Below are 19,077 nucleotides of genomic sequence, written 5' to 3'. Positions count from 1 at the left end.
CGGTTAGTCGGCACCATTTATTTAAAAGCCTCGCGTATTGCGGGGCTTTTTTGTTTTAAATTTTAGAATTAAAAGCCTATGGTTGATAGTAAAGCAGCTGACTTGTGATCAGTAAGCTGTATAAGTTACCCGTTCGACTCGGTTAGTCGGCACCATTTATTTAAAAGCCTCGCATAATGCGGGGCTTTTTTGTTTTTGATTTCAAAGTTAGAAGTCCTCGCGTTTTCAGGACGAGACATATATCTAGCTCTCTTTTAAACCCTTCATCGATTGATGTTTTATTTCTAGTTAAAAACTGCTGATCATTTACTCATTTTTACCGTACAACTTACCTACGTGTTCATTCATCGCTAGCTATGTAATGTTATGTAAAGTAGGTTGAGCAAAATTTGCCAAAGTGCTTGAATTACGTTCATAAATAGCAGTAATTCAGGTTTAATTATGATTTGGCAATGCAAGCCAACCCTATTGGCAGTGAGTGTGATGCTGCTCTGTGGCTGTGCGAGTAATTTAAACTCAGCGCAGCGCGTGCAAGCGCCAACTAATGTGCCACAGCAATGGCAACAAAAAGCATCAAGCTCGGTATTAAAAGTACAAGAGCAATGGCTTACACAATTACAAAACCCTACGCTTGATAAATTTGTACAAAAAGCACTTCAAAATAATCAGCAGCTTTTGCAAATGAGTTACGATGTAGAAATTGAAAAGCAGCAGCTTATTGTATCGGGTGCTGCACTTTGGCCCAGCCTTGATTTATCAACTCGTACGAATCGCAGTAAAAATAATCGTCCTGTAAGTTACAATAACGCAAGCTCAGTAGGTTTAAATTTAACCTACGAGGTGGATTTATGGGGGAAGCTTTCTGATTCAAAACGCCAAGCTAACCTAACTTATTTAGCCCAACAAGCGCGTTTCGAGCAAGCTAAACAACAACTAGTTGCGGATGTAGTAACTAGTTGGTTTGATGTAGTTACAGCTCAGCAATTACTTGATTTATTTAAGCGCCGAGAAGCCAATGCACAACAAAATCTCGATATTATTGAATCCGGTTATCGCCAAGGTATAAATGAAGCACTTGATGTGTATTTAGCTCGCAATGAGCTTAATAACGAACGTTCTCGAATTGCGACTCAGACGGCTAGTTTATCGGCTTCAGCAAGGGTACTTGAACGCTTATTAGGTGAATATCCAAAAGGGGTGATTACAACTAGCAGAGACTTGCCGGTTATTAATACCGATATTTCATTGGGCTTACCCTCTGAACTTATAACGCGTAAACCTACACTGCGAGCAAGTTGGTATGAACTTTTAGCAACTGACGCCTCCTTGGCGTATGCACACAAGCAGCGCTTTCCTAGCTTAAACTTAACAGCTAGCTTAAGTGATAGTACTAATAGAGTAAGTGACTTGTTTTCTCCATCTAGCCTTGCATGGTCGCTACTTGGTAGTATTTCAGCACCAATTTTTGAAGGTGGGCGCTTAAAAGCCAACGAAGAAATAGCGCGTTTTAATACTCAAAAGCAAGAGCAACTTTATTTGCAAACACTTTACGATGCGTTTGGCGATGTAGAGAACGCAATTTCACAGCAGCAATCTCTTAGTGCACAGTATACAAGCACACTAAAAGCACAAGAAAATGCACTTGCGGCAGAGCAATTATCATTTGAGCAGTATCAAAGTGGCTTAGTAACTTACACCACAGTGCTGGATGCACAGGGACGCTCTTTTGATGCGCAAAGCTCTTTAATCGACATTAAAAACCAATTAATAACTAATAGAATTAACTTACACATTGCCCTTGGTGGTGATTTTGCAAAGCCCTCAAGTGAACTAAAGAGCAATAACGATGAAAACTAAAACAGCAAAAATTATTATTCCTGCCGCAGTTATTATTGCTGCCGTTTCTATTGTATTTTTTATTAAGGGTAATCCGCCAGAGGCAAGGCGTTTTGGTTCACCTCCTAAGGCATCAATAAGTGTCGCGGCACTTGAGCTTAAACCGCAAAGTTATCAAATTATGATAGACAGTTACGGTACGGTAAAGCCACGAACACAAAGTTTATTGGTTGCTCAGGCATCAGGGCAAATAATCGATGTAAGTGATGACTTTAGAGAAGGTGGATTTTTTGAAAAAGGAGACGTACTTTTAAAGCTAGACGATAGAGATCATCAAGCTGAAGTTAAATCGGCACAAGCTAATTTATTAACCGCAGAGCAGGGTTTGTTAGAAGAAAAAGCACGCGGTCAACAAGCGATTACCGATTGGAAGCGTCTAGGTGGGGAAAAACAGGCAAGCAGCTTGGTGTTACGTGAGCCTCAACTAGCCGCAGCAGAAGCTGAAGTGTTGTCAGCGCAAGCAACACTTGAAAAAGCAATGCTTGATTTAGAACGAACTAAAGTAACAGCACCATACGCTGGACGTATATTAAGTCGCAATGTTGATTTAGGACAGGTCGTTAGTAACAACACGCAACTTGCCACTATTTACGCGATAGATAGTGTAGAAATTCGTTTACCGATTAAAAATAAAGATCTCTCGTTTGTAAATTTACCAGAGCAATATCGCGATGGTGCTAAAAACCAAGCTGGCTCAATTGTGCAATTCACATCAGACTTAGTTGGCGAGCAAACTTGGCAGGGGCAGTTAGCGCGTACCGAAGGTGCAATTGATGAAAATGCGCAGCAGCTTTACGTCGTTGCTAAAATTAATGACCCATATAAAGCAACAGCTAGTAACCAGTATCCAATAAAAATAGGGCAATATATAAAGGCACAAATTACAGGTAAAACAGTGCCTAACGCACTTATTATTCCTAACAGCACAATTTACCAAGGCACATACGTTTACATTGTTGAAGAGGGCGTGCTTAAGCGCAAAGACATTACACTTGCTTGGCAAAATGCCACACAAGCGATGATAAAAACTGGCTTACAAGCGAGTGATAAGCTTGTTATTACACCACTTGGACAGGTGAGTTCAGGAACTCGAGTGAATATTTTAGGTCAGCAAAGCGCAGAGCAACCTAAAAACGAAGCTAATCGACAAGGTAAAGGAAAGCGCCTATCACCGCAGCAGCTTGAACAAAAAGCAAAAGAGTTAGGTATTAGTGTAGAAGATCTAAAACAACGTCGTGCAGCAAAACAAGGAGATAAGCCATGATCGCTTGGTTTACCAAAAACCATGTTGCTGCCAACTTATTGCTAGTGACACTGTTGCTATCAGGACTTTTTAGTTTATCGAGCAAAATTCCGCTTGAGGTCTTCCCTTCATTCGAAACCGATATGATAAGCGTACGCGTTAGTTTACGTGGAGCAACACCTGAGGATGTAGAGCAAGGTGTAACTATTCGAATAGAAGAAGCAGTACAAGATTTAGAAGGCATTAAGCAAATATTTAGCCGCTCCTCGGAAGGCTCTGGCTCGGTAACATTAGAGGTTGAGAGTGGTTATGATCCTCGTGAGCTTTTAGCCGATATAAAAAGCCGTGTAGATGCAATTAATACTTTTCCAGGAGATGCTGAAAAGCCAATAGTTGCGCTTGCTGAGCGAAAACGTGAAGTAATTGCAGTGACGGTATCAAGTGACTATGGTGAAAAAGAAACCCGTGAATATGCTGAGCAGGTACGGGATCAAATACTGCGTTTACCTAATGTAACACAGGTTGAATTAAGCGGTGTACGAGACTACGAGTTGGCTATTGAAGTAAGCCAAGACATTCTTCGTCAATACGATTTAAGCCTTGCACAAATATCTAGTGCAGTTGCTAACTCAAGCGCTGATATTTCTGCCGGTAACTTAAAAACAGAGGGTGGCGACGTACTTATAAGCTCTAAAGGGCAAGCCTACCGTAAAGATGAATTTGCTAATATTGTTGTTAAAAACCAAGCCGATGGCACCATTATTCGCTTAGGCGATATAGCAATAATTAATGATGATTTTGAAGAAACACCAGTACGAACGCGTTTTAACGGTAAGCAAGCTGCGTTTATAGACGTGTATAGAATTGGCCCACAAAGCGCGATAACGGTTGCTGACGATGTTAAAAATTACATAAAAGAGCAGCAAAGTTCACTCCCTCAAGGGTTTGAGCTAAGTTATTGGGATGATGATTCAGAGCTCGTTAAAAGCCGTATTTCTACTCTGACTACCAATGCCTTACAAGGCGGTATTTTAGTACTTGCGTTACTGACTCTATTTTTACGCCCTGCGATTGCATTTTGGGTTTTTATTGGTATTCCAGTTTCCTTTATGGGCGCGTTTATAGCCATGCCTATTTTTGGCGTTACCCTTAACATTATGAGCTTATTTGGCTTTATTCTAGTGCTCGGAATTGTGGTCGATGACGCTATAGTTACTGGTGAAAACGTTTATACCCATTTAAAAACGGCTGAGTCGGGCGAGCAAGCGGCAATTTTAGGCACTCAAGAAGTCGCAACGCCAGTAACCTTTGGTGTATTAACTACAGTCGCTGCATTTTTACCTTTGGCCTTTATTGAAGGAGCCCGTGGTGCTTTGTTTGCACAAATACCTGTTGTGGTCATTCCGGTACTCTTATTCTCGCTAATTGAATCTAAGTTTGTATTACCAGCGCATTTAAAATACATAAAACTGCGCCATCAAAAAGGTGAGCCGTCAAAGTTTGATGTTATTCAACAGCGTTTTGCAGATGGATTTGAAAACGCGATTTTAAAATACTATCAACCTATATTAAACACAGCCCTGCGTCATAAGCTGGCAACAGTAAGTTTGTTTATCGGTGTGTTTTTTATCATTTTAACCATGATCACCAGTGGATGGACTAAGTTTGTATTTTTCCCGCGCATACCAAGTGAAACCGTGCGCGTTAATTTAACACTACCCACAGGTACACCGTTTGAAGTAACCAATAAATATGTAATAGATATGTCGCAAAAAGCGCAGCAATTACAACAAAAATACCGGGATCCAAATACAGGTGAAAGTGTTATTTTAAATATACTTGCAACAACGGGGGGGCGTGGTGGTGTATCAAATTCTGGTTCTGTACGTTTTGAAATAACCCCTGCTGAAAAGCGTGATTCAGACATTGGCTCGCGGGAACTTGCAAGCGAATGGCGCGATTTAATCGGTGTAATACCAGGTGCCGAAAGTTTAACGTTTAGAGCCGAAATTGGTCGCAGTTCAGATCCAATAGATGTACAGCTTAGTGGTACCTCATTGACTATTTTGCAAGATGTGGCTGATCATATTAAAACCCGTTTAGCAACATATCCAACGGTATTTGATATTGCCGATAGCATGTCGGATGGTAAAGAAGAACTGCAAATTGAGCTTACTCAGCAAGGTCTAGCACTGGGCTTAAATAGAGTAAATGTAGCTGGGCAAGTACGTAACTCGTTTTTTGGCTCGCAAGTACAACGTATTCAACGCGGACGTGATGATGTACGTGTAATGGTGCGCCTACCTATAGATGAACGCCGCTCGGTGGCTGATTTACAAAACATACTAATAAATACACCTAATGGAGGCTCTGTACCACTATCTCATGTGGCAACACTGACTGCAGGGCAAAGTCCTTCAACTATTAATCGAATCGATCGTTACCGTACTTTAAATGTAACAGCGGATATTGAAAAAAGTAACACGAATATGACTATACTTCAGGCTGATTTAGCGCAATATCTTGATGAGCTGATGCAGCAATATCCTGGGGTAGACTACAAGCTAGAAGGAGAAGCTAAAGAGCAAAGAGAGTCATTTGGCTCACTGGCTTGGGCATTAGTATTTGTATTTTTTATTATTTATGCGCTGTTAGCTATTCCGTTTAAATCGTACTTACAGCCAATTATTGTTATGAGTGTAATTCCATTTGGTATGATTGGCGCTGTGGTTGGGCATTGGATCATGGGCATGGATTTAACCATTATGAGCTTATTGGGTATGCTTGCGTTAATTGGCGTCGTCGTGAATGACTCCCTAGTACTCGTTGACTTTATCAATAAAAAACGCAGTGAAGGCGGTGAGTTATTGGAGGCTGTAAAATTAGCCGGAGCATCTCGTTTTCGTCCTGTAATGCTAACGAGCTTAACAACTTTTATCGGCCTAATGCCGTTATTGTTTGAAAAAGCGACACAAGCGCAGTTTTTAATCCCTATGGCGGTGAGCTTAGGTTTTGGGATTATTTTTGCAACCTTTATTACTTTATTGTTAGTCCCCGTAAACTACATGCTGATGGAACGTTTTCAAGGTTGGTTTAAATAATACAAAATGACTATTAAAGCTGTGGGAAGCTAATTGCCTGCAGCTTTTTTGTTTTTAGCTGTGCAAAACTAAGCGCTTTATTTAAAGAGTAAATATATAAAGAGTGGGCTTACGCGTTAAACGGACTTCGATAATGGTGTTCCCCAAGATACGGTACTTGGTTTCAGTCCTGAAACCAGAAGGTTTCAGGGCGGGAATCTGCGGTTTACCGTAGGCTTCTCGGTACATGCCGAGCTTGCACAATAGTATACGAACAGAAACCCTGGTATAAAATTTATCGGCTCAGGGACTTAACCAAGCTCCAGTATCCCAGGGAACAATTTAAGTATATAAGACATAACCCAATCCTTAAACCCTAAACGTAAAAAATTAAATCGTTCGTTTAGTTTTTCCGCATCTTTAACTCATCATTTACTTTATCGCATGCTTTTTGAGCTTGATCATACAATTCATTGGAGTTGCTTTTTATCGAGTGGTAGCATTGCTTTAACTTGCAAAGCGAAGACGCGATTATGAACGATTTACCAGATTACGAAAAAGCCCAGCTACTTTTAGAAAAAAACGAAATATTTGTATCACCCGCTGAAGCCCACGGCGTTATTAGTGGTTTACTAGCGTGCGGTTTAACCATTGACGACAAAGAATACTTAGGCCTTTTGAGCGATGTGTTTAACGATGGTGAATCGTTTAGTAACGATTTAAAGCAGTTTTTTGGCACTATTTATAAGCAAGTAGTCGCGAGCTTTAATGATGACGAATTTCAGTTTGATTTATTTTTACCAAGTGACGACGAAACACTCATCGATCAGGCTAATGGCCTCGTATCATGGGTAGCAGGTTTTATGCTTGGTTTTGGTTTAAAGCAAAAAGACTACGGTAAGCTATCGAGCGATGTTAAAGAAGTGATTACTGACTTTAGCGAAATTACGCGTCTAGATACCACTTTCGAAGAAACTGAAGAAGACAGCCAGGCACTGCACGAAGTGATTGAATATGTACGTGTATCAGCACTACTTTGCTTTGCAGAGCTTGGTAAAGAACAAAACACGCAAAGCACTAAAAAAACACTTCATTAACGTTTAAAAAAGTAAAACGGGTTGATTAATAATGGTTGAAGTACAAAAGTCAGAATTTAAAGCACGCCGCGAGCGTTTACTTGCGCAAATGGATAAAAACAGTGTTGCGATTATTCCCGCTGCCAGTGAAGTGACGCGCAGCCGTGATACCGAATATGCATTTAGGCAAGACAGCGACTTTTTTTACTTAACCGGCTTTAATGAACCCGATGCTGTGCTTGTACTGTGTAACAATAGCGATACACCCAGTACGCTATTTTGCCTTAATAAAGATAAGCTTGCTGAAATCTGGCATGGGCGTCGTATTGGCTTTGATAAAGCCAAAAGTGAATATTTATTCGACGAAACTTACGCATTAAGTGAGCTAAGTGAACAATTATTGAATTTGGTGAACGGCCAACAGATTTTATTTTATGCACAAGGCACGTATCCGGCTTTTGACGGTAAAGTATTTTCGTTGTTAAACAGGCTGCGCAGTGCACCTAAAAAAGGCTACAAAGCACCAGATACAATTAAAGATGTACGTAGCCTTATTCACGAAATGCGTTTGTTTAAATCGCCAAGCGAAATAGAAATTATGCGCGAAGGCTGCGAAATTAGTGCGCGAGGACATATGCGTGCCATGCGTTATTCGCATGTGGGGGCGACTGAATTTCAGCTAGAGGCTGAGCTACATCATCATTATGCAATGAACGGCGCACCGCACCCAGCTTACGGTACGATTGTTGGTAGCGGCGACAATGCTAATATTTTGCATTACACACAAAATAGCGATGTGCTAAAAAGTGGCGACCTAGTACTTATCGACTCAGGTTGTGAGTTACAAGGTTATGCAGCAGATATAACCCGTACGTTTCCTATAAATGGTAAATTTAGTGAAGAGCAAGCGGCGCTTTATAATGTTGTACTTAAAGCACAAGACGTTGCTTTTGGTGAAGTAAAACCAGGCGGTTATTTGTCACATGCTAATAAACTAGCAATGGAAGTAATGACGCAAGGTTTACTCGATTTAGGTATTTTAACTGGCAACTTTGACGAGCTAATGGCAAAAGGGGCGTGTAAAGAATATTACATGCACGGCCTTGGGCATTGGCTTGGTTTAGATGTACATGATGTTGGCGATTACAAAGTAAATAACGTTGAGCGTGCATTTGAGCAGGGTATGGTACTCACCATAGAGCCTGGGCTTTATATCAGCGAAGATTCAAACGCACCGCAAAAATATAAAGGCATTGGTATCCGTATTGAAGATAACTTACTAGTTACCGAAAACGGCCATGAAAACTTGACCCTAAGCGTGCCTAAAAAAATTAGCGATATAGAAGCACTCATGCAAAGTGCTAAAAACGTATAAAGCTCGGAGAATATTGTGGCTAAGCAGTTTGATGTAGTTGTTATTGGCGGTGGTTTAGCGGGAGCAAGCTGCGCGTTAAGTGTGGCTAAAACTAATCCCGCGTTAAATATTGCCGTTGTAGAAGCTAATCAAGTAACCGGCGAATATCATCCAAGCTTTGACGACAGAAGCATTGCACTTGCTCAGCAATCGGTAGAGTATTTACAAAGCCTCAATTTATTTGAGCAAAACGCACCTTACACTGCAGCAATAAAAAAAGTGAGCGTGTCTGATCGGGGGCACTTTGGCAAAGCGCATATTAATTGCGACGAATTTGCTAAGCCCTCACTTGGTTACGTGGTAGAAGTTAACCCATTTGGCCGAGCGCTTCACCAGCGTTTAACGCAGTCAAACATTTCGCTTTACTGCCCCGATAGCGTAACTGCCATTGAGCAAACATTGCATAGCAATTCACTCACCCTACAAAGCGGCGAGCAATTAAGTGCAACGTTATTAGTTATTGCAGACGGGGCACAATCACCAACACGTAACTTACTCGGGCTTGGTTTTAATACTCAGCCTTATGAGCAAGGCGCAATTATTGCCAACCTAGAAGTAGCTGATGGGCATAATAATCATGCTTTTGAGCGTTTTACGCAAAATGGCCCAATGGCGTTATTGCCCATGAGTAATAATCGTTATTCGTTAGTCTGGTGTATGTGCCAAGAAAAGATTGAACAGCACATGGCACTTGGTGATCAAAGTTTTTTAAGTGCCTTGCAAAGTGCGTTTGGTTATCGCGGCGGGCAATTTACAAAAGTAGGCATGCGCGCAAGCTATCCGCTCGTTTATGGCCAAGTAGAATCCTTAATTGCTCATCGCACTGTGGTAATAGGTAATGCTGCACATGCTATTCATCCTATTGCAGGGCAGGGTTTTAATTTAGGTCTTCGCGACGTACAAGTACTTAGTAATTTAATAGCAAATAGCCAATACGATCTAGGCAGCTATGCGTTTACCCGTGAATACTCACAAAAACGTCGCGATGATATTAAAACCGTAATGACCTTAACCGATGCACTGGTTAGGCTTTTTTCAAACTCATCGCGAGTGTTTGCATTTGGGCGCAGCGTTGGGTTGTTTTCGATGGATTTATTTCCCGCATTAAAAGCGCCATTAGCTAAACAGTTAATGGGGCAAGTTAAACAAGGTAGGCGTTTATGAAGCAAGCACAGGTTTGTATTGTAGGTGGAGGCTGTGTAGGGCTAACACTAGCACTTGGATTGGCAAAAGCCGATATAAGCGTCGTTGTACTCGACGGCGCACCAACTCAAGCACTACCTTGTGACGAATATGGTTTGCGTGTAAGTGCGCTAAGCATTGCGAGTCAAACCTTGCTTGAACAATTAAACGTATGGCCCGAAATTATCGCACAGCGAGCGTGCGCTTATACGCATATGGATGTACGTGATGCCGACAGCTTTGGCAAAATAGCATTTAATAATGAGCAACTTGAGCTTGAACATTTAGGTCATATTGTTGAAAACGACATTATCCGCTACGCGCTCATAAAAGAGTTGGAACAACAAAGTAGTGCCACGTTAATGTTCGATACACAGTATCAGCAAATACATCAAAGCGAATCTAATGTATTTATAACACTTAAAAGCGGCGAGCCAATTATTGCAAAACTGCTGGTGGCCGCTGATGGTGCAAACTCAGCTATTCGTAAACAATTTAATATGGCGCTGAGCTTTAAAGATTACGACCATCATGCACTTGTGGCGACTGTAAAAACTAAAGAGCCACATGCAAATACCGCACGCCAAGTATTTTTACCAACCGGGCCACTGGCATTTTTACCGTTAAGCGATGCCAACATGCATTCCATAGTGTGGTCTACCAGCCCAAATCATTGCGATGAACTCCTTGCAATGGACGATAACAGCTTTAATAAAGCCGTAATGGCTGCAATAGATGGTCAATGTGGCCTGTGTGAAGTGCAAAGTAAGCGCGCTGCTTTCCCACTTAAAATGCGCTACGCCCAGCAATGGGTTTCAGGCAAAGTGGTACTCATTGGTGATGCTGCACACACGATTCACCCATTAGCAGGGCTTGGTATGAACCTAGGCCTAAAAGATGCGGCCTATTTAATTGAGCTTTTAACAAGTAATAATAAAGAATTTGCTAGCACGCGCACACTTCGCGATTACGAGCGTACCCGTAAGCTCGATGCACAAAAGCACATAGCTATGATGCAAGGGCTAAAAGAGTTATTTGAAGGTGCAAACCCAGTTAAAAAACTTATTCGCGGAGTAGGGCTGTCGTTAGTTGATAACCTTGGGCCAATCAAGCACCTGTTCGCTAAAGAAGCGATAGGGAAATAAAGTAGGTTGAGTTGAGTGAGATAAAATCTAACGAAAAAAGCTGTTAGTTATTCGCTTTCAATAAAACCCGAGGTTTAATTTAAACATCGGGTTTTTGTTTTAAAGTGATTTTTAATACATTAAAAGCTGCGCTTTTCACGCGAGCAAGCTCGGCGTCTACAAGAAATATTACACTCTGTGCTTAACTTTTACTGTAGGCGTATAGCTTGCTAGCGCGGCGAGCGAAGCTTGTAATAATTACCTTTACAAACTTATCTATTAAAGCGTTAAAAACCTACTTGCTTAATTATCCGACTAAGCGTAAAATGCGCGCTCATTTCGGCTTTTAAACTATTAATTCCTTGCCTTAAACCGACCGGCCGAAACGGTAGAAGGCTCTATTAACCGTAAGGAATATCCATGCGTCATTACGAAATCGTATTCATGGTTCACCCAGATCAGAGTGAGCAAGTTGCTGGTATGATCGAACGTTATACTGGTTCTATCACTGAAGCAAATGGTGTTATTCACCGTCTTGAAGATTGGGGCCGTCGTCAATTGGCTTACCCAATTAACAAGCTTCATAAAGCTCATTATGTTCTTATGAACGTTGAAGCACCTACTGAAGTAATCAGCGAGCTAGAAACTACTTTCCGCTACAACGATGCAGTGCTTCGTAACTTAGTTATCCGCACTAAAACTGCTGTAACTGAAGCGTCTCCTCTTGCAAGAGAAGAGAAGAAAGAAGCACCAGCTGCTTAATTGTTTTGAGTCCTAGCATGGCGTTTAACTGGCGGTAAATATAAATGGTTAGCCCTTTTATGAATCAGCTGGTTATATCTGGGGTAGTTTGTAAAACTCCCAAGTTTAGCCAAAGCCCTGCTGGCATCCCGCATTGTATTTTTGTTGTAGAACATAAATCAATGCAAACCGAAGCAGACCTTAACCGTAATAGTTACGTTAGGCTTCAGGTAGTTGCCAGTGGAAAGCAAATGCAACAACAGACTCAACATTTGCACGTTGGGCAGGCATTGCAAGTGAGTGGTTTTTTAAATCGCCACGAAGGTCGTAACGGCCTTAGCCAATTGGTTTTGCATGCTCAGCATATAGAAAGAATTATTTGAGGAATTAATCTCATGGCACGTTATTTCAGACGTCGTAAGTTCTGCCGCTTTAAAGCGGAAGGCGTAAAACAAATCGATTACAAAGATCTAGCTACTCTTAGAAACTATGTTACAGAAAGTGGCAAAATCGTACCTAGCCGTATCACAGGTACTAGCGCTAAATTTCAGCGCCAGCTAGCAACTGCTATTAAGCGTGCTCGCTACTTAGCCCTTCTTCCATACACTGACTTACATAAGTAAGCAGCGGATTAACAGTTTTTAAAAGGTGTAGAAACATGCAAGTTATTCTACTAGATAAGATCGCTAACCTAGGTAGCCTAGGTGAACAGGTTGTAGTTAAATCTGGTTTCGCACGTAACTTCCTTTTCCCACAAGGTAAGGCAGTTCCTGCGACTAAAGCTAACATTGAAACGTTTGACGCTCGTCGTGCAGAACTTGAAGCGAAAATCGCTGACCAGTTAGTTGCTGCACAAGCACGCGCTGAAAAACTAGAAGCATTAGCAGAAGTTACATTAGTATCTAAAGCTGGTGACGAAGGTAAGTTATTCGGTTCAATCGGTACTCGTGACATCGCTGACGCTATCTCAGCTGTTGGTGTTGAAGTTGCTAAGTCAGAAGTTCGTTTACCTTTAGGCACTATCCGTGACACTGGTGAATTTGACGTATCAATTTCAGTTCACTCAGACGTAACGGCTACTATTAAAGTAATCGTAATTGCTGAAGCTTAATTTTTAATTAAGCGATAAAAGCCGTGCTATTAGCACGGCTTTTTTGTGTCTGTAATTTGGCTAACTTCATTAGTTAAGGGCACAGTTCAATAAAACCATCTACAAATCTCATTTTACTTCAATTATTTTTTCATTCCCTTTAAACCTTTTCGAGCTGTTATTACGTCTAACTTATCAATACACTAACTCAATAATAATAATTAAAAGGCGACATCACGGATGTTACACGTTAAACCCGAACAAACGCCTTTATGCGAAACTACACTCATTGAGCGTGTTAAGTCGGGTGACCAAGTGGCATACGCTACTATTTATGAGCTGCATATAAAACGCGTATACGGTTTATGTTTGCGTTTATTGGCCGATGAAGCACATGCTGAAGATGCAGCTCAAGAAGTGTTTGTACAGGTATGGCACAAAATAGCGCAGTTTGACGGGCGCTCGCAGTTTTCTACTTGGCTTTACAGTGTTGCCAGTAACGTGGCGATTAATTATTTACGCAAGCAAAAAAACTGGTTACAAAAAGTAGTAAGTATTGAGCACAGCGGTATGGATGAACGCTCGGCTAACGACTGCAAAGGCTTAAATGGTCTCGATAAGTTAATAGTAAGGCTTCCTGAGCGAGCACGTATGGTATTTGTGTTGTTTGCAATTGAAGGTTATAGGCACGAAGAAATAGCCGAACAATTAGGCATGGCCGTTGGTTCAAGTAAATCGCAATATCATCGAGCTAGGCAGCTACTACAAGAGTGGTATGAAAATGAATAAACCAAATTTTAACGACTATTTAAACAAGTCATTAAACGCCCTTGATAAAGATATCGTGCCTCCCAAAAACTTGTGGACGGGGGTTGAGCGAGCGATTGTTAATAACAAATCTATACAAAAAAATACTAGAGTTTGGCCAAAGCTAACAGCAATAGCTGCATGTTTGATTGCTGGGTTAGTAGCACTAAACATGTTTGTTATGAACTCAGAGCCACAGCCAGTCATGGTGATGAGTGATTATTTTACACAGCAAAAGCAAAGCTTACTTGTGCAATATAAAAACCAAGAGGCACTAACCACCAATTGGCAGGCGCAATTGCAAGAACTAGAAGAAGCAGAGCAGGCAATAAAGGAAGCGCTTGAAAATGAACCACAAAATCGAGCGCTACTAACAATGTTAGCGCAAATATATCAACAACAACTTAGTTTAATAAACAAAGTGCATGCACCACATTGGCAGCATATTTAGGAGAACAACATGAAAGCGATTTTATTAGGATTGAGCTTATTACCACTTGTAGCATTTGCCGGTGAAAAAATAGATAAGCAAATGGAGGTGCCAAATAAAGGTCTTATTTTTATTGAAAACCAACGTGGTGATATAAGTATAACTGGTTGGGATAAAAACGAATTTAAAGTATCAGGCGTGCTTGATGATAAAGCACAGGGGTATGAGCTTAAAACGAGTGGCAACAAAACTCAGTTTATTGTAAAAATGCCGCATACAACAAGTTGGGATAACAATGACGGTGGTTCAAAACTGACTATTTTTATGCCGAAAAGCAGCGCGCTTGAGTTTGCAGGTGTGAATGTATCTGTCACTGCAAAAGAGCTACACAACGGCACTGAGGTCGATGTAGTTAATGGCGAAATAACAGCAAGCGATTTAGCCGGTAACATTAAACTCACTAGTGTTAATGGTGATGTAAACGCACAAAACCTCAGTGGTAATATTCAATTTGAAACTGTAAATGGCGAAATTAATGATAAACAGTCAAGCGGGGAATTACGTTTTAGCGCTGTAAATGGCGATATTAAATCAAACTCAATTGCAACTGATGTACGTCTTGAAAACGTAAATGGTGATATAAAATTTACTCTATCGAGTATTAAAAATTTACGTATTAATACCGTAAATGGTGAAGCTGAAGTGCGCATTAAAGAGCTTTTAAAAGGGGGCGATGTTCGTTTTGAATCGGTAAGTGGCGACGCGGAATTTTTCTTTCCTGCTGATGTATCGGCTAAGTTTGAAATTGAAGCTCATGCCAATGGCAAAATAATAAATGAGCTCAGCGGTGATAAAGTTCAAAAAGCTAAATATGGGCCTGCTAGCGATTTAGAATTTAGCATTAATGGTGGTAATGCTAACGTTGAAATGGATACGATTAGCGGACGAATCGAACTTAGAAAGAAATAACACTTATTCCCTTCTAGATTACAAAAAGCAGGAAAAGATTTCCTGCTTTTCTATTTGCACAGCCCCTGCAAGTCGATAGAATAGAGCCATTCAATTTTAGTACCGTGAAGTTATGGCCAAACCAGATAAGCAAGTCGACACTCTTAAAGTTCCTCCCCATTCAATAGAAGCTGAACAATCTGTTTTAGGTGGCTTAATGCTTGATAATCAAGCTTTTGATCGCGTAGCTGAGCTTGTTGTATCACAGGATTTTTATACCCGCACGCATAAGTTAATTTTTGAGGCGATGACGGCGCTTGCTGAGATTGGCGATCCAATCGATTTAATCACTATTTCTGAAAGTTTAGAAAAAAATAATAAATTGGCAGGCATTGGTGGTTTTGCTTACTTAGCCGAAATTGCTAAAAACACGCCAAGTGCTGCGAATATTGACGCCTACGCGAGCATTGTACGCGAACGAGCTGTTGTACGTGAAATGATTGGCGTGGCGAACGAGATCGCAGAGGCGGGTTTTAATACAGAAGGGCGTACTAGTCACGATTTACTTGATTTTGCTGAAAGCAAAGTATTCAAAATAGCTGAACAACGTACAAAAAGTACGGAAGGCCCACAAAGTATTCATAACATCCTTGAAAAAACCGTTGATAAAATAGAAGAGCTTTATCAATCTCCACAGGATGGTGTTACGGGAGTCAGTACTGGGTATGCCGATCTTGATAAAATGACGACGGGCTTACAGCCATCCGATTTAATTATTGTTGCAGCGCGTCCTTCAATGGGTAAAACCACTTTTGCGATGAACCTTGCGGAACATGCCGCGATGACTCAAGACAAACCAGTACTAATTTACTCGCTAGAGATGCCGTCAGAACAAATTATGATGAGGATGTTAGCGTCTCTTGGCCGTATTAACCAAACTAAAGTGCGTACAGGTCAATTAGATGATGACGATTGGGCGCGACTTTCATCAACCATGGGTTTGTTGATGGAAAAAGGCAAAATGTATGTTGATGATGCGTCGGGCTTAACACCTACCGATGTACGTTCACGTGCAAGGCGTATCGCCCGCGACCACGGCGGCATTAGTATGATCATGGTCGATTACTTGCAGCTAATGCGTGTACCAAGCCTTGCTGATAACCGAACGCTTGAAATTGCAGAAATTTCGCGTTCACTTAAAGCATTAGCAAAAGAGCTAAAATGTCCGGTTGTCGCGCTTTCGCAGCTTAACCGAACGCTTGAGCAACGTGCCGATAAACGCCCAATTAACTCAGATTTACGTGAGTCAGGGTCAATAGAGCAAGATGCCGATTTAATTATGTTTATTTACCGTGACGAAGTTTATAACGAAGATAGTACCGACAAAGGTATTGCTGAAATTATCATAGGTAAACAACGTAATGGGCCAATTGGTAAAGTGCGTTTAACATTCCAAGGTCAATTTTCTCGCTTTGATAACTATGCGGGACCAGCGGTAGATGACGATTACTAATGCGCTTAGCCACTGCTGAAATTAATTTAGCTGCACTTGCGCATAATTTAGCGCAAGTTAAGTGTTTTGCACCTAACAGCAAAGTGATGGCGGTGCTAAAAGCAAACGCTTACGGGCATGGTTTAGTAACGATTGCGCAGCATTTAAATAATGCTGACGCATTTGCTGTGGCGCGGATAGATGAAGCGTTAGCTCTGCGAGCTGGGGGCTTAACAAAGCCAATAGTTTTACTAGAAGGCTTTTTTAACAAAGCCGATTTACCTATTTTGCTCGCCAACAACTTTCAAACTATTATTCACGATGAATACCAATTAGCCGCGCTTGAAAAAGCAAAGCTTGATGCACCAATAACATGCTGGTTAAAAGTAAATACAGGTATGCATCGATTAGGTATTGCGCCAGAGCAATTTGATGAATTTTATAGCCGTCTTCAAAAAACACCTAATGCTAAAAATACGGTTAATTTAATGACTCACTTTTCGTGTGCTGATGATGTTGATAATGCGAAAACGGTTCAACAAATCACCTCGTTTGATAATTTAGTGAATGGCATTGACCAAGCGCATTGTTTATCAAACTCTGCCGGTATTATTGCATGGCCAAGCGGCCATGGTGATTGGGTACGTCCTGGGCTTATGCTGTATGGCGTATCGCCAATGGCAAATAGTATTGGTGCACAACATAAATTAAAACCAGTTATGCGCTTAACTACGCGTGTAATTGCCGTGCGCAATGTACCAGCCAATGAAGCAGTAGGGTATGGTGGGCGTTGGAAAAGCGATAAACCAACTAAGTTAGCCGTTGTTGCTATGGGCTATGGTGATGGTTATCCACGGCATGCTAAAGAGGGCACGCCAGTTATAATAGGTAAGCAACGTTATGGTATTGTGGGAAGTGTAGCTATGGACATGATTAGCGTAGATATAGGTGCTAATGAGCACAATATTAAAGTAGGCGACAGAGTCACTATGTGGGGCCCAGAGCTACCGGTAGAAGAAATAGCAATGTGCGCTGATACTATCCCTTACGAGCTATTATGTAATATTACACCGCGCGTAAGCTATGAGTATCAGCGTTAATACAGCTAACTAAGTTAGTTGTATTACGATATTTACTCTTTTATAAAGTAAATATCGCTAAAGCCCATGCGGGCAAATTCCTGGTCGCGAAAGTTACGCACAGAAGCAGACCCTTTTGAGGTCATTTCTATTTGCTGTACCATGCTCAAGTAACTAGTCAGATCAATACCTTCGGCAGCAGCAATTGCTTCATACATGTCATGGTATTTATCTTTAGCGAAATTAATTTCGCGCGGTTCGTTTTTAAATTTATAGGTTATTCTACGTGCCATATTAAGCTCATTTCAATTGAGTGTTACAGCGATTTTACACTGTATTTAATAACGGCTCTAGCATTGAATGACGTATTGTAATCGGTAATAATACCAATTTTATTAAAAACATGATCATTCTAGCGAATTAAATAACTCACTAACGACGTTAAAAATTATTTATATAGAACAACTATGTATCATAATTTTAGCCTTGTTATTGTGCTATTTTCTTATCGCTATAATAGACCACTAATTTAATGCAATTGGTAATTAAAATAAAGAGTCAAAAATGAAATTATCAGTAGAGATCAGCAAATACCCACTCCATCAAGATTACATTCCGTTTATTAAAGGCTTTATTGACCGATTAAACGAATATGATGATTTAAAAGTGATCACAAATACACTCTCGACTCAAGTTTTTGGTGATTACGATTTAGTAATGCAAGTACTTAGCACCGAAATTAAGCGCTCGTATGAAGAGTTTGGTAAAGCTATTTTTGTATGCAAGTTTCTTTCTGGCGATTTATCGCCTGAATAATTTATAACAAATGGCACAATTAAACGGTAACTGCACACTATGGATTTTTTAACACAAACCTTGAGTGGTTTTACAGCAATGTCGCACTGGGAATATATTGCGGTAGGGCTATCGATAGCCTATTTACTACTGGCAATAAAAGAAAGCCTGTGGTGCTGGCCAGCTGCATTTTTTAGCACACTTATTTATACTATTATGTACTGGAATGGCGCGCTATTAATGGAGTCGCTACTTAATTTTTACTATATGTATATGGCTGTATTTGGCTGGATTGTGTGGCGAAGAGGCAAAGCCGAAAATCTAAATATTACATCATGGTCGATAAATCGCCATGCTGTTCTAATTAGCTCAACAACCGTGGCCGCAATTGTAATTGGCTACATAATGCAAAACTATACTCATGCCGACTTTGCCTATCTTGATAGTTTTACAACGTGTTTTGCAGTAGTTACTACTTACTTAGTGGCTAAAAAAGTGCTAGAAAACTGGCTGTACTGGATTGTAATTGATGCCGCTTCTATGTATTTGTATTATGAAAAAGGCTATTACCCAACACTTGCGCTCTTTATATTCTATACCATTATGGCTGCATGGGGCTTTAAGACTTGGTATGAAGAGTATGAGCAGAGCCAAGCAAAGCCTTTAGCACAGCTTTAATC

The 19,077-nt window shown here is 40.8% G+C and carries 19 protein-coding genes, 1 tRNA gene and 1 other RNA gene; 19 read left to right on the top strand and 2 right to left on the bottom strand.

What is annotated here, in order from left to right; translation table 11 throughout:
* Window positions 1-74: 74 nt before the first annotated feature.
* The 4 genes from CWB66_RS22245 to CWB66_RS11410 all read left to right on the top strand — a co-directional run bounded on the left by CWB66_RS22245 (window position 75) and on the right by CWB66_RS11410 (window position 6,240).
* Window positions 75-155 (top strand) — tRNA-Thr (locus CWB66_RS22245).
* Window positions 156-441: 286 nt separating this feature from the next.
* Window positions 442-1,857, top strand: coding sequence for an efflux transporter outer membrane subunit (locus CWB66_RS11420; protein ID WP_138585470.1), 1,416 nt, complete (start codon window positions 442-444; stop codon window positions 1,855-1,857).
* The gene (locus tag CWB66_RS11415) at window positions 1,847-3,160 is read left to right on the top strand and encodes an efflux RND transporter periplasmic adaptor subunit (RefSeq protein WP_138585469.1); all 1,314 of its coding nucleotides are present in this window, start codon (window positions 1,847-1,849) and stop codon (window positions 3,158-3,160) included. Before CWB66_RS11420 ends, CWB66_RS11415 begins: the two co-directional genes overlap by 11 nt.
* On the top strand, window positions 3,157-6,240 hold the full coding sequence (locus CWB66_RS11410; protein ID WP_138585468.1) for an efflux RND transporter permease subunit: 3,084 nt from the start codon (window positions 3,157-3,159) through the stop codon (window positions 6,238-6,240). The genes CWB66_RS11415 and CWB66_RS11410 overlap by 4 nt, the downstream gene beginning before the upstream one ends.
* 136 nt (window positions 6,241-6,376) lie before the next feature.
* On the opposite strand, the gene ssrS is transcribed toward CWB66_RS11410, so the two are convergent.
* Window positions 6,377-6,559, bottom strand: a non-coding RNA gene (ssrS, locus tag CWB66_RS11405) — 6S RNA.
* Window positions 6,560-6,752: 193 nt separating this feature from the next.
* On the opposite strand from ssrS, the gene CWB66_RS11400 reads away from it, so the two are divergent.
* The 13 genes from CWB66_RS11400 (at window position 6,753) to alr (ending at window position 17,623) form a co-directional block, all read left to right on the top strand.
* Window positions 6,753-7,316 carry a UPF0149 family protein gene (locus tag CWB66_RS11400; RefSeq protein ID WP_007378383.1) on the top strand — a complete coding sequence of 188 codons (564 nt, stop codon included), beginning with the start codon at window positions 6,753-6,755 and terminating at the stop codon, window positions 7,314-7,316.
* Between the two features lie 31 nt (window positions 7,317-7,347).
* Window positions 7,348-8,670, top strand: coding sequence for a Xaa-Pro aminopeptidase (pepP, locus tag CWB66_RS11395; RefSeq protein ID WP_138585467.1), 1,323 nt, complete (start codon window positions 7,348-7,350; stop codon window positions 8,668-8,670).
* A gap of 15 nt (window positions 8,671-8,685) precedes the next feature.
* On the top strand, window positions 8,686-9,873 hold the full coding sequence (ubiH, locus tag CWB66_RS11390) for a 2-octaprenyl-6-methoxyphenyl hydroxylase (RefSeq protein ID WP_138585466.1): 1,188 nt from the start codon (window positions 8,686-8,688) through the stop codon (window positions 9,871-9,873).
* Entirely contained in the window at window positions 9,870-11,036 is a 1,167-nt protein-coding gene (locus CWB66_RS11385; protein WP_138585465.1) for an FAD-dependent monooxygenase, read from the top strand. Before ubiH ends, CWB66_RS11385 begins: the two co-directional genes overlap by 4 nt.
* A 399-nt stretch (window positions 11,037-11,435) precedes the next feature.
* Window positions 11,436-11,777: a 30S ribosomal protein S6 gene (rpsF, locus tag CWB66_RS11380; RefSeq protein WP_077537049.1), complete on the top strand. Its 342-nt coding sequence runs from the start codon at window positions 11,436-11,438 to the stop codon at window positions 11,775-11,777.
* A gap of 44 nt (window positions 11,778-11,821) precedes the next feature.
* Window positions 11,822-12,139 carry a primosomal replication protein N gene (gene priB / locus CWB66_RS11375; RefSeq protein WP_033015549.1) on the top strand — a complete coding sequence of 106 codons (318 nt, stop codon included), beginning with the start codon at window positions 11,822-11,824 and terminating at the stop codon, window positions 12,137-12,139.
* A 12-nt stretch (window positions 12,140-12,151) separates the two neighbouring features.
* Window positions 12,152-12,379: a 30S ribosomal protein S18 gene (gene rpsR / locus CWB66_RS11370; RefSeq protein WP_007378475.1), complete on the top strand. Its 228-nt coding sequence runs from the start codon at window positions 12,152-12,154 to the stop codon at window positions 12,377-12,379.
* Between the two features lie 35 nt (window positions 12,380-12,414).
* Complete coding sequence (gene rplI / locus CWB66_RS11365) at window positions 12,415-12,867, top strand: 50S ribosomal protein L9 (protein WP_138585464.1); 453 nt, start codon at window positions 12,415-12,417, stop codon at window positions 12,865-12,867.
* A 219-nt stretch (window positions 12,868-13,086) separates the two neighbouring features.
* Window positions 13,087-13,635 carry an RNA polymerase sigma factor gene (locus CWB66_RS11360; RefSeq protein WP_138585463.1) on the top strand — a complete coding sequence of 183 codons (549 nt, stop codon included), beginning with the start codon at window positions 13,087-13,089 and terminating at the stop codon, window positions 13,633-13,635.
* A complete protein-coding gene (locus tag CWB66_RS11355; RefSeq protein ID WP_138585462.1) occupies window positions 13,622-14,104 on the top strand; it encodes a hypothetical protein in 483 nt (160 codons plus the stop codon). The genes CWB66_RS11360 and CWB66_RS11355 overlap by 14 nt, the downstream gene beginning before the upstream one ends.
* Before the next feature lie 9 nt (window positions 14,105-14,113).
* A complete protein-coding gene (locus tag CWB66_RS11350; protein WP_138585461.1) occupies window positions 14,114-15,052 on the top strand; it encodes a DUF4097 family beta strand repeat-containing protein in 939 nt (312 codons plus the stop codon).
* A 112-nt stretch (window positions 15,053-15,164) separates the two neighbouring features.
* Window positions 15,165-16,544 carry a replicative DNA helicase gene (gene dnaB, locus CWB66_RS11345; protein WP_077537054.1) on the top strand — a complete coding sequence of 460 codons (1,380 nt, stop codon included), beginning with the start codon at window positions 15,165-15,167 and terminating at the stop codon, window positions 16,542-16,544.
* On the top strand, window positions 16,544-17,623 hold the full coding sequence (gene alr / locus CWB66_RS11340) for an alanine racemase (protein ID WP_138585460.1): 1,080 nt from the start codon (window positions 16,544-16,546) through the stop codon (window positions 17,621-17,623). Before dnaB ends, alr begins: the two co-directional genes overlap by 1 nt.
* A gap of 32 nt (window positions 17,624-17,655) precedes the next feature.
* Here the strand turns inward: alr and CWB66_RS11335 are convergent, their stop codons facing one another.
* Window positions 17,656-17,895 carry a DUF2960 domain-containing protein gene (locus CWB66_RS11335; protein WP_077537056.1) on the bottom strand — a complete coding sequence of 80 codons (240 nt, stop codon included), beginning with the start codon at window positions 17,893-17,895 and terminating at the stop codon, window positions 17,656-17,658.
* 271 nt (window positions 17,896-18,166) lie between these two features.
* Between CWB66_RS11335 and CWB66_RS11330 the strand changes: the two genes are divergently transcribed.
* Together CWB66_RS11330 and pnuC are read left to right on the top strand one after the other, a co-directional pair.
* Window positions 18,167-18,418 (top strand): hypothetical protein, encoded by a 252-nt coding sequence (locus CWB66_RS11330; RefSeq protein ID WP_138585459.1) that lies wholly within the window; start codon window positions 18,167-18,169, stop codon window positions 18,416-18,418.
* 39 nt (window positions 18,419-18,457) lie between these two features.
* Window positions 18,458-19,075 carry a nicotinamide riboside transporter PnuC gene (gene pnuC, locus CWB66_RS11325; protein ID WP_138585458.1) on the top strand — a complete coding sequence of 206 codons (618 nt, stop codon included), beginning with the start codon at window positions 18,458-18,460 and terminating at the stop codon, window positions 19,073-19,075.
* Window positions 19,076-19,077 lie beyond the last annotated feature (2 nt).

Origin of the sequence: Pseudoalteromonas sp. S558 (assembly GCF_005886635.1) — a bacterium.
GTDB classification, from domain to species: Bacteria; Pseudomonadota; Gammaproteobacteria; order Enterobacterales; family Alteromonadaceae; genus Pseudoalteromonas; species Pseudoalteromonas aliena.
The sequence above is the reverse complement of the archived record's forward strand: the minus strand, read 5'-3'. Positions and strand labels throughout refer to the sequence as shown.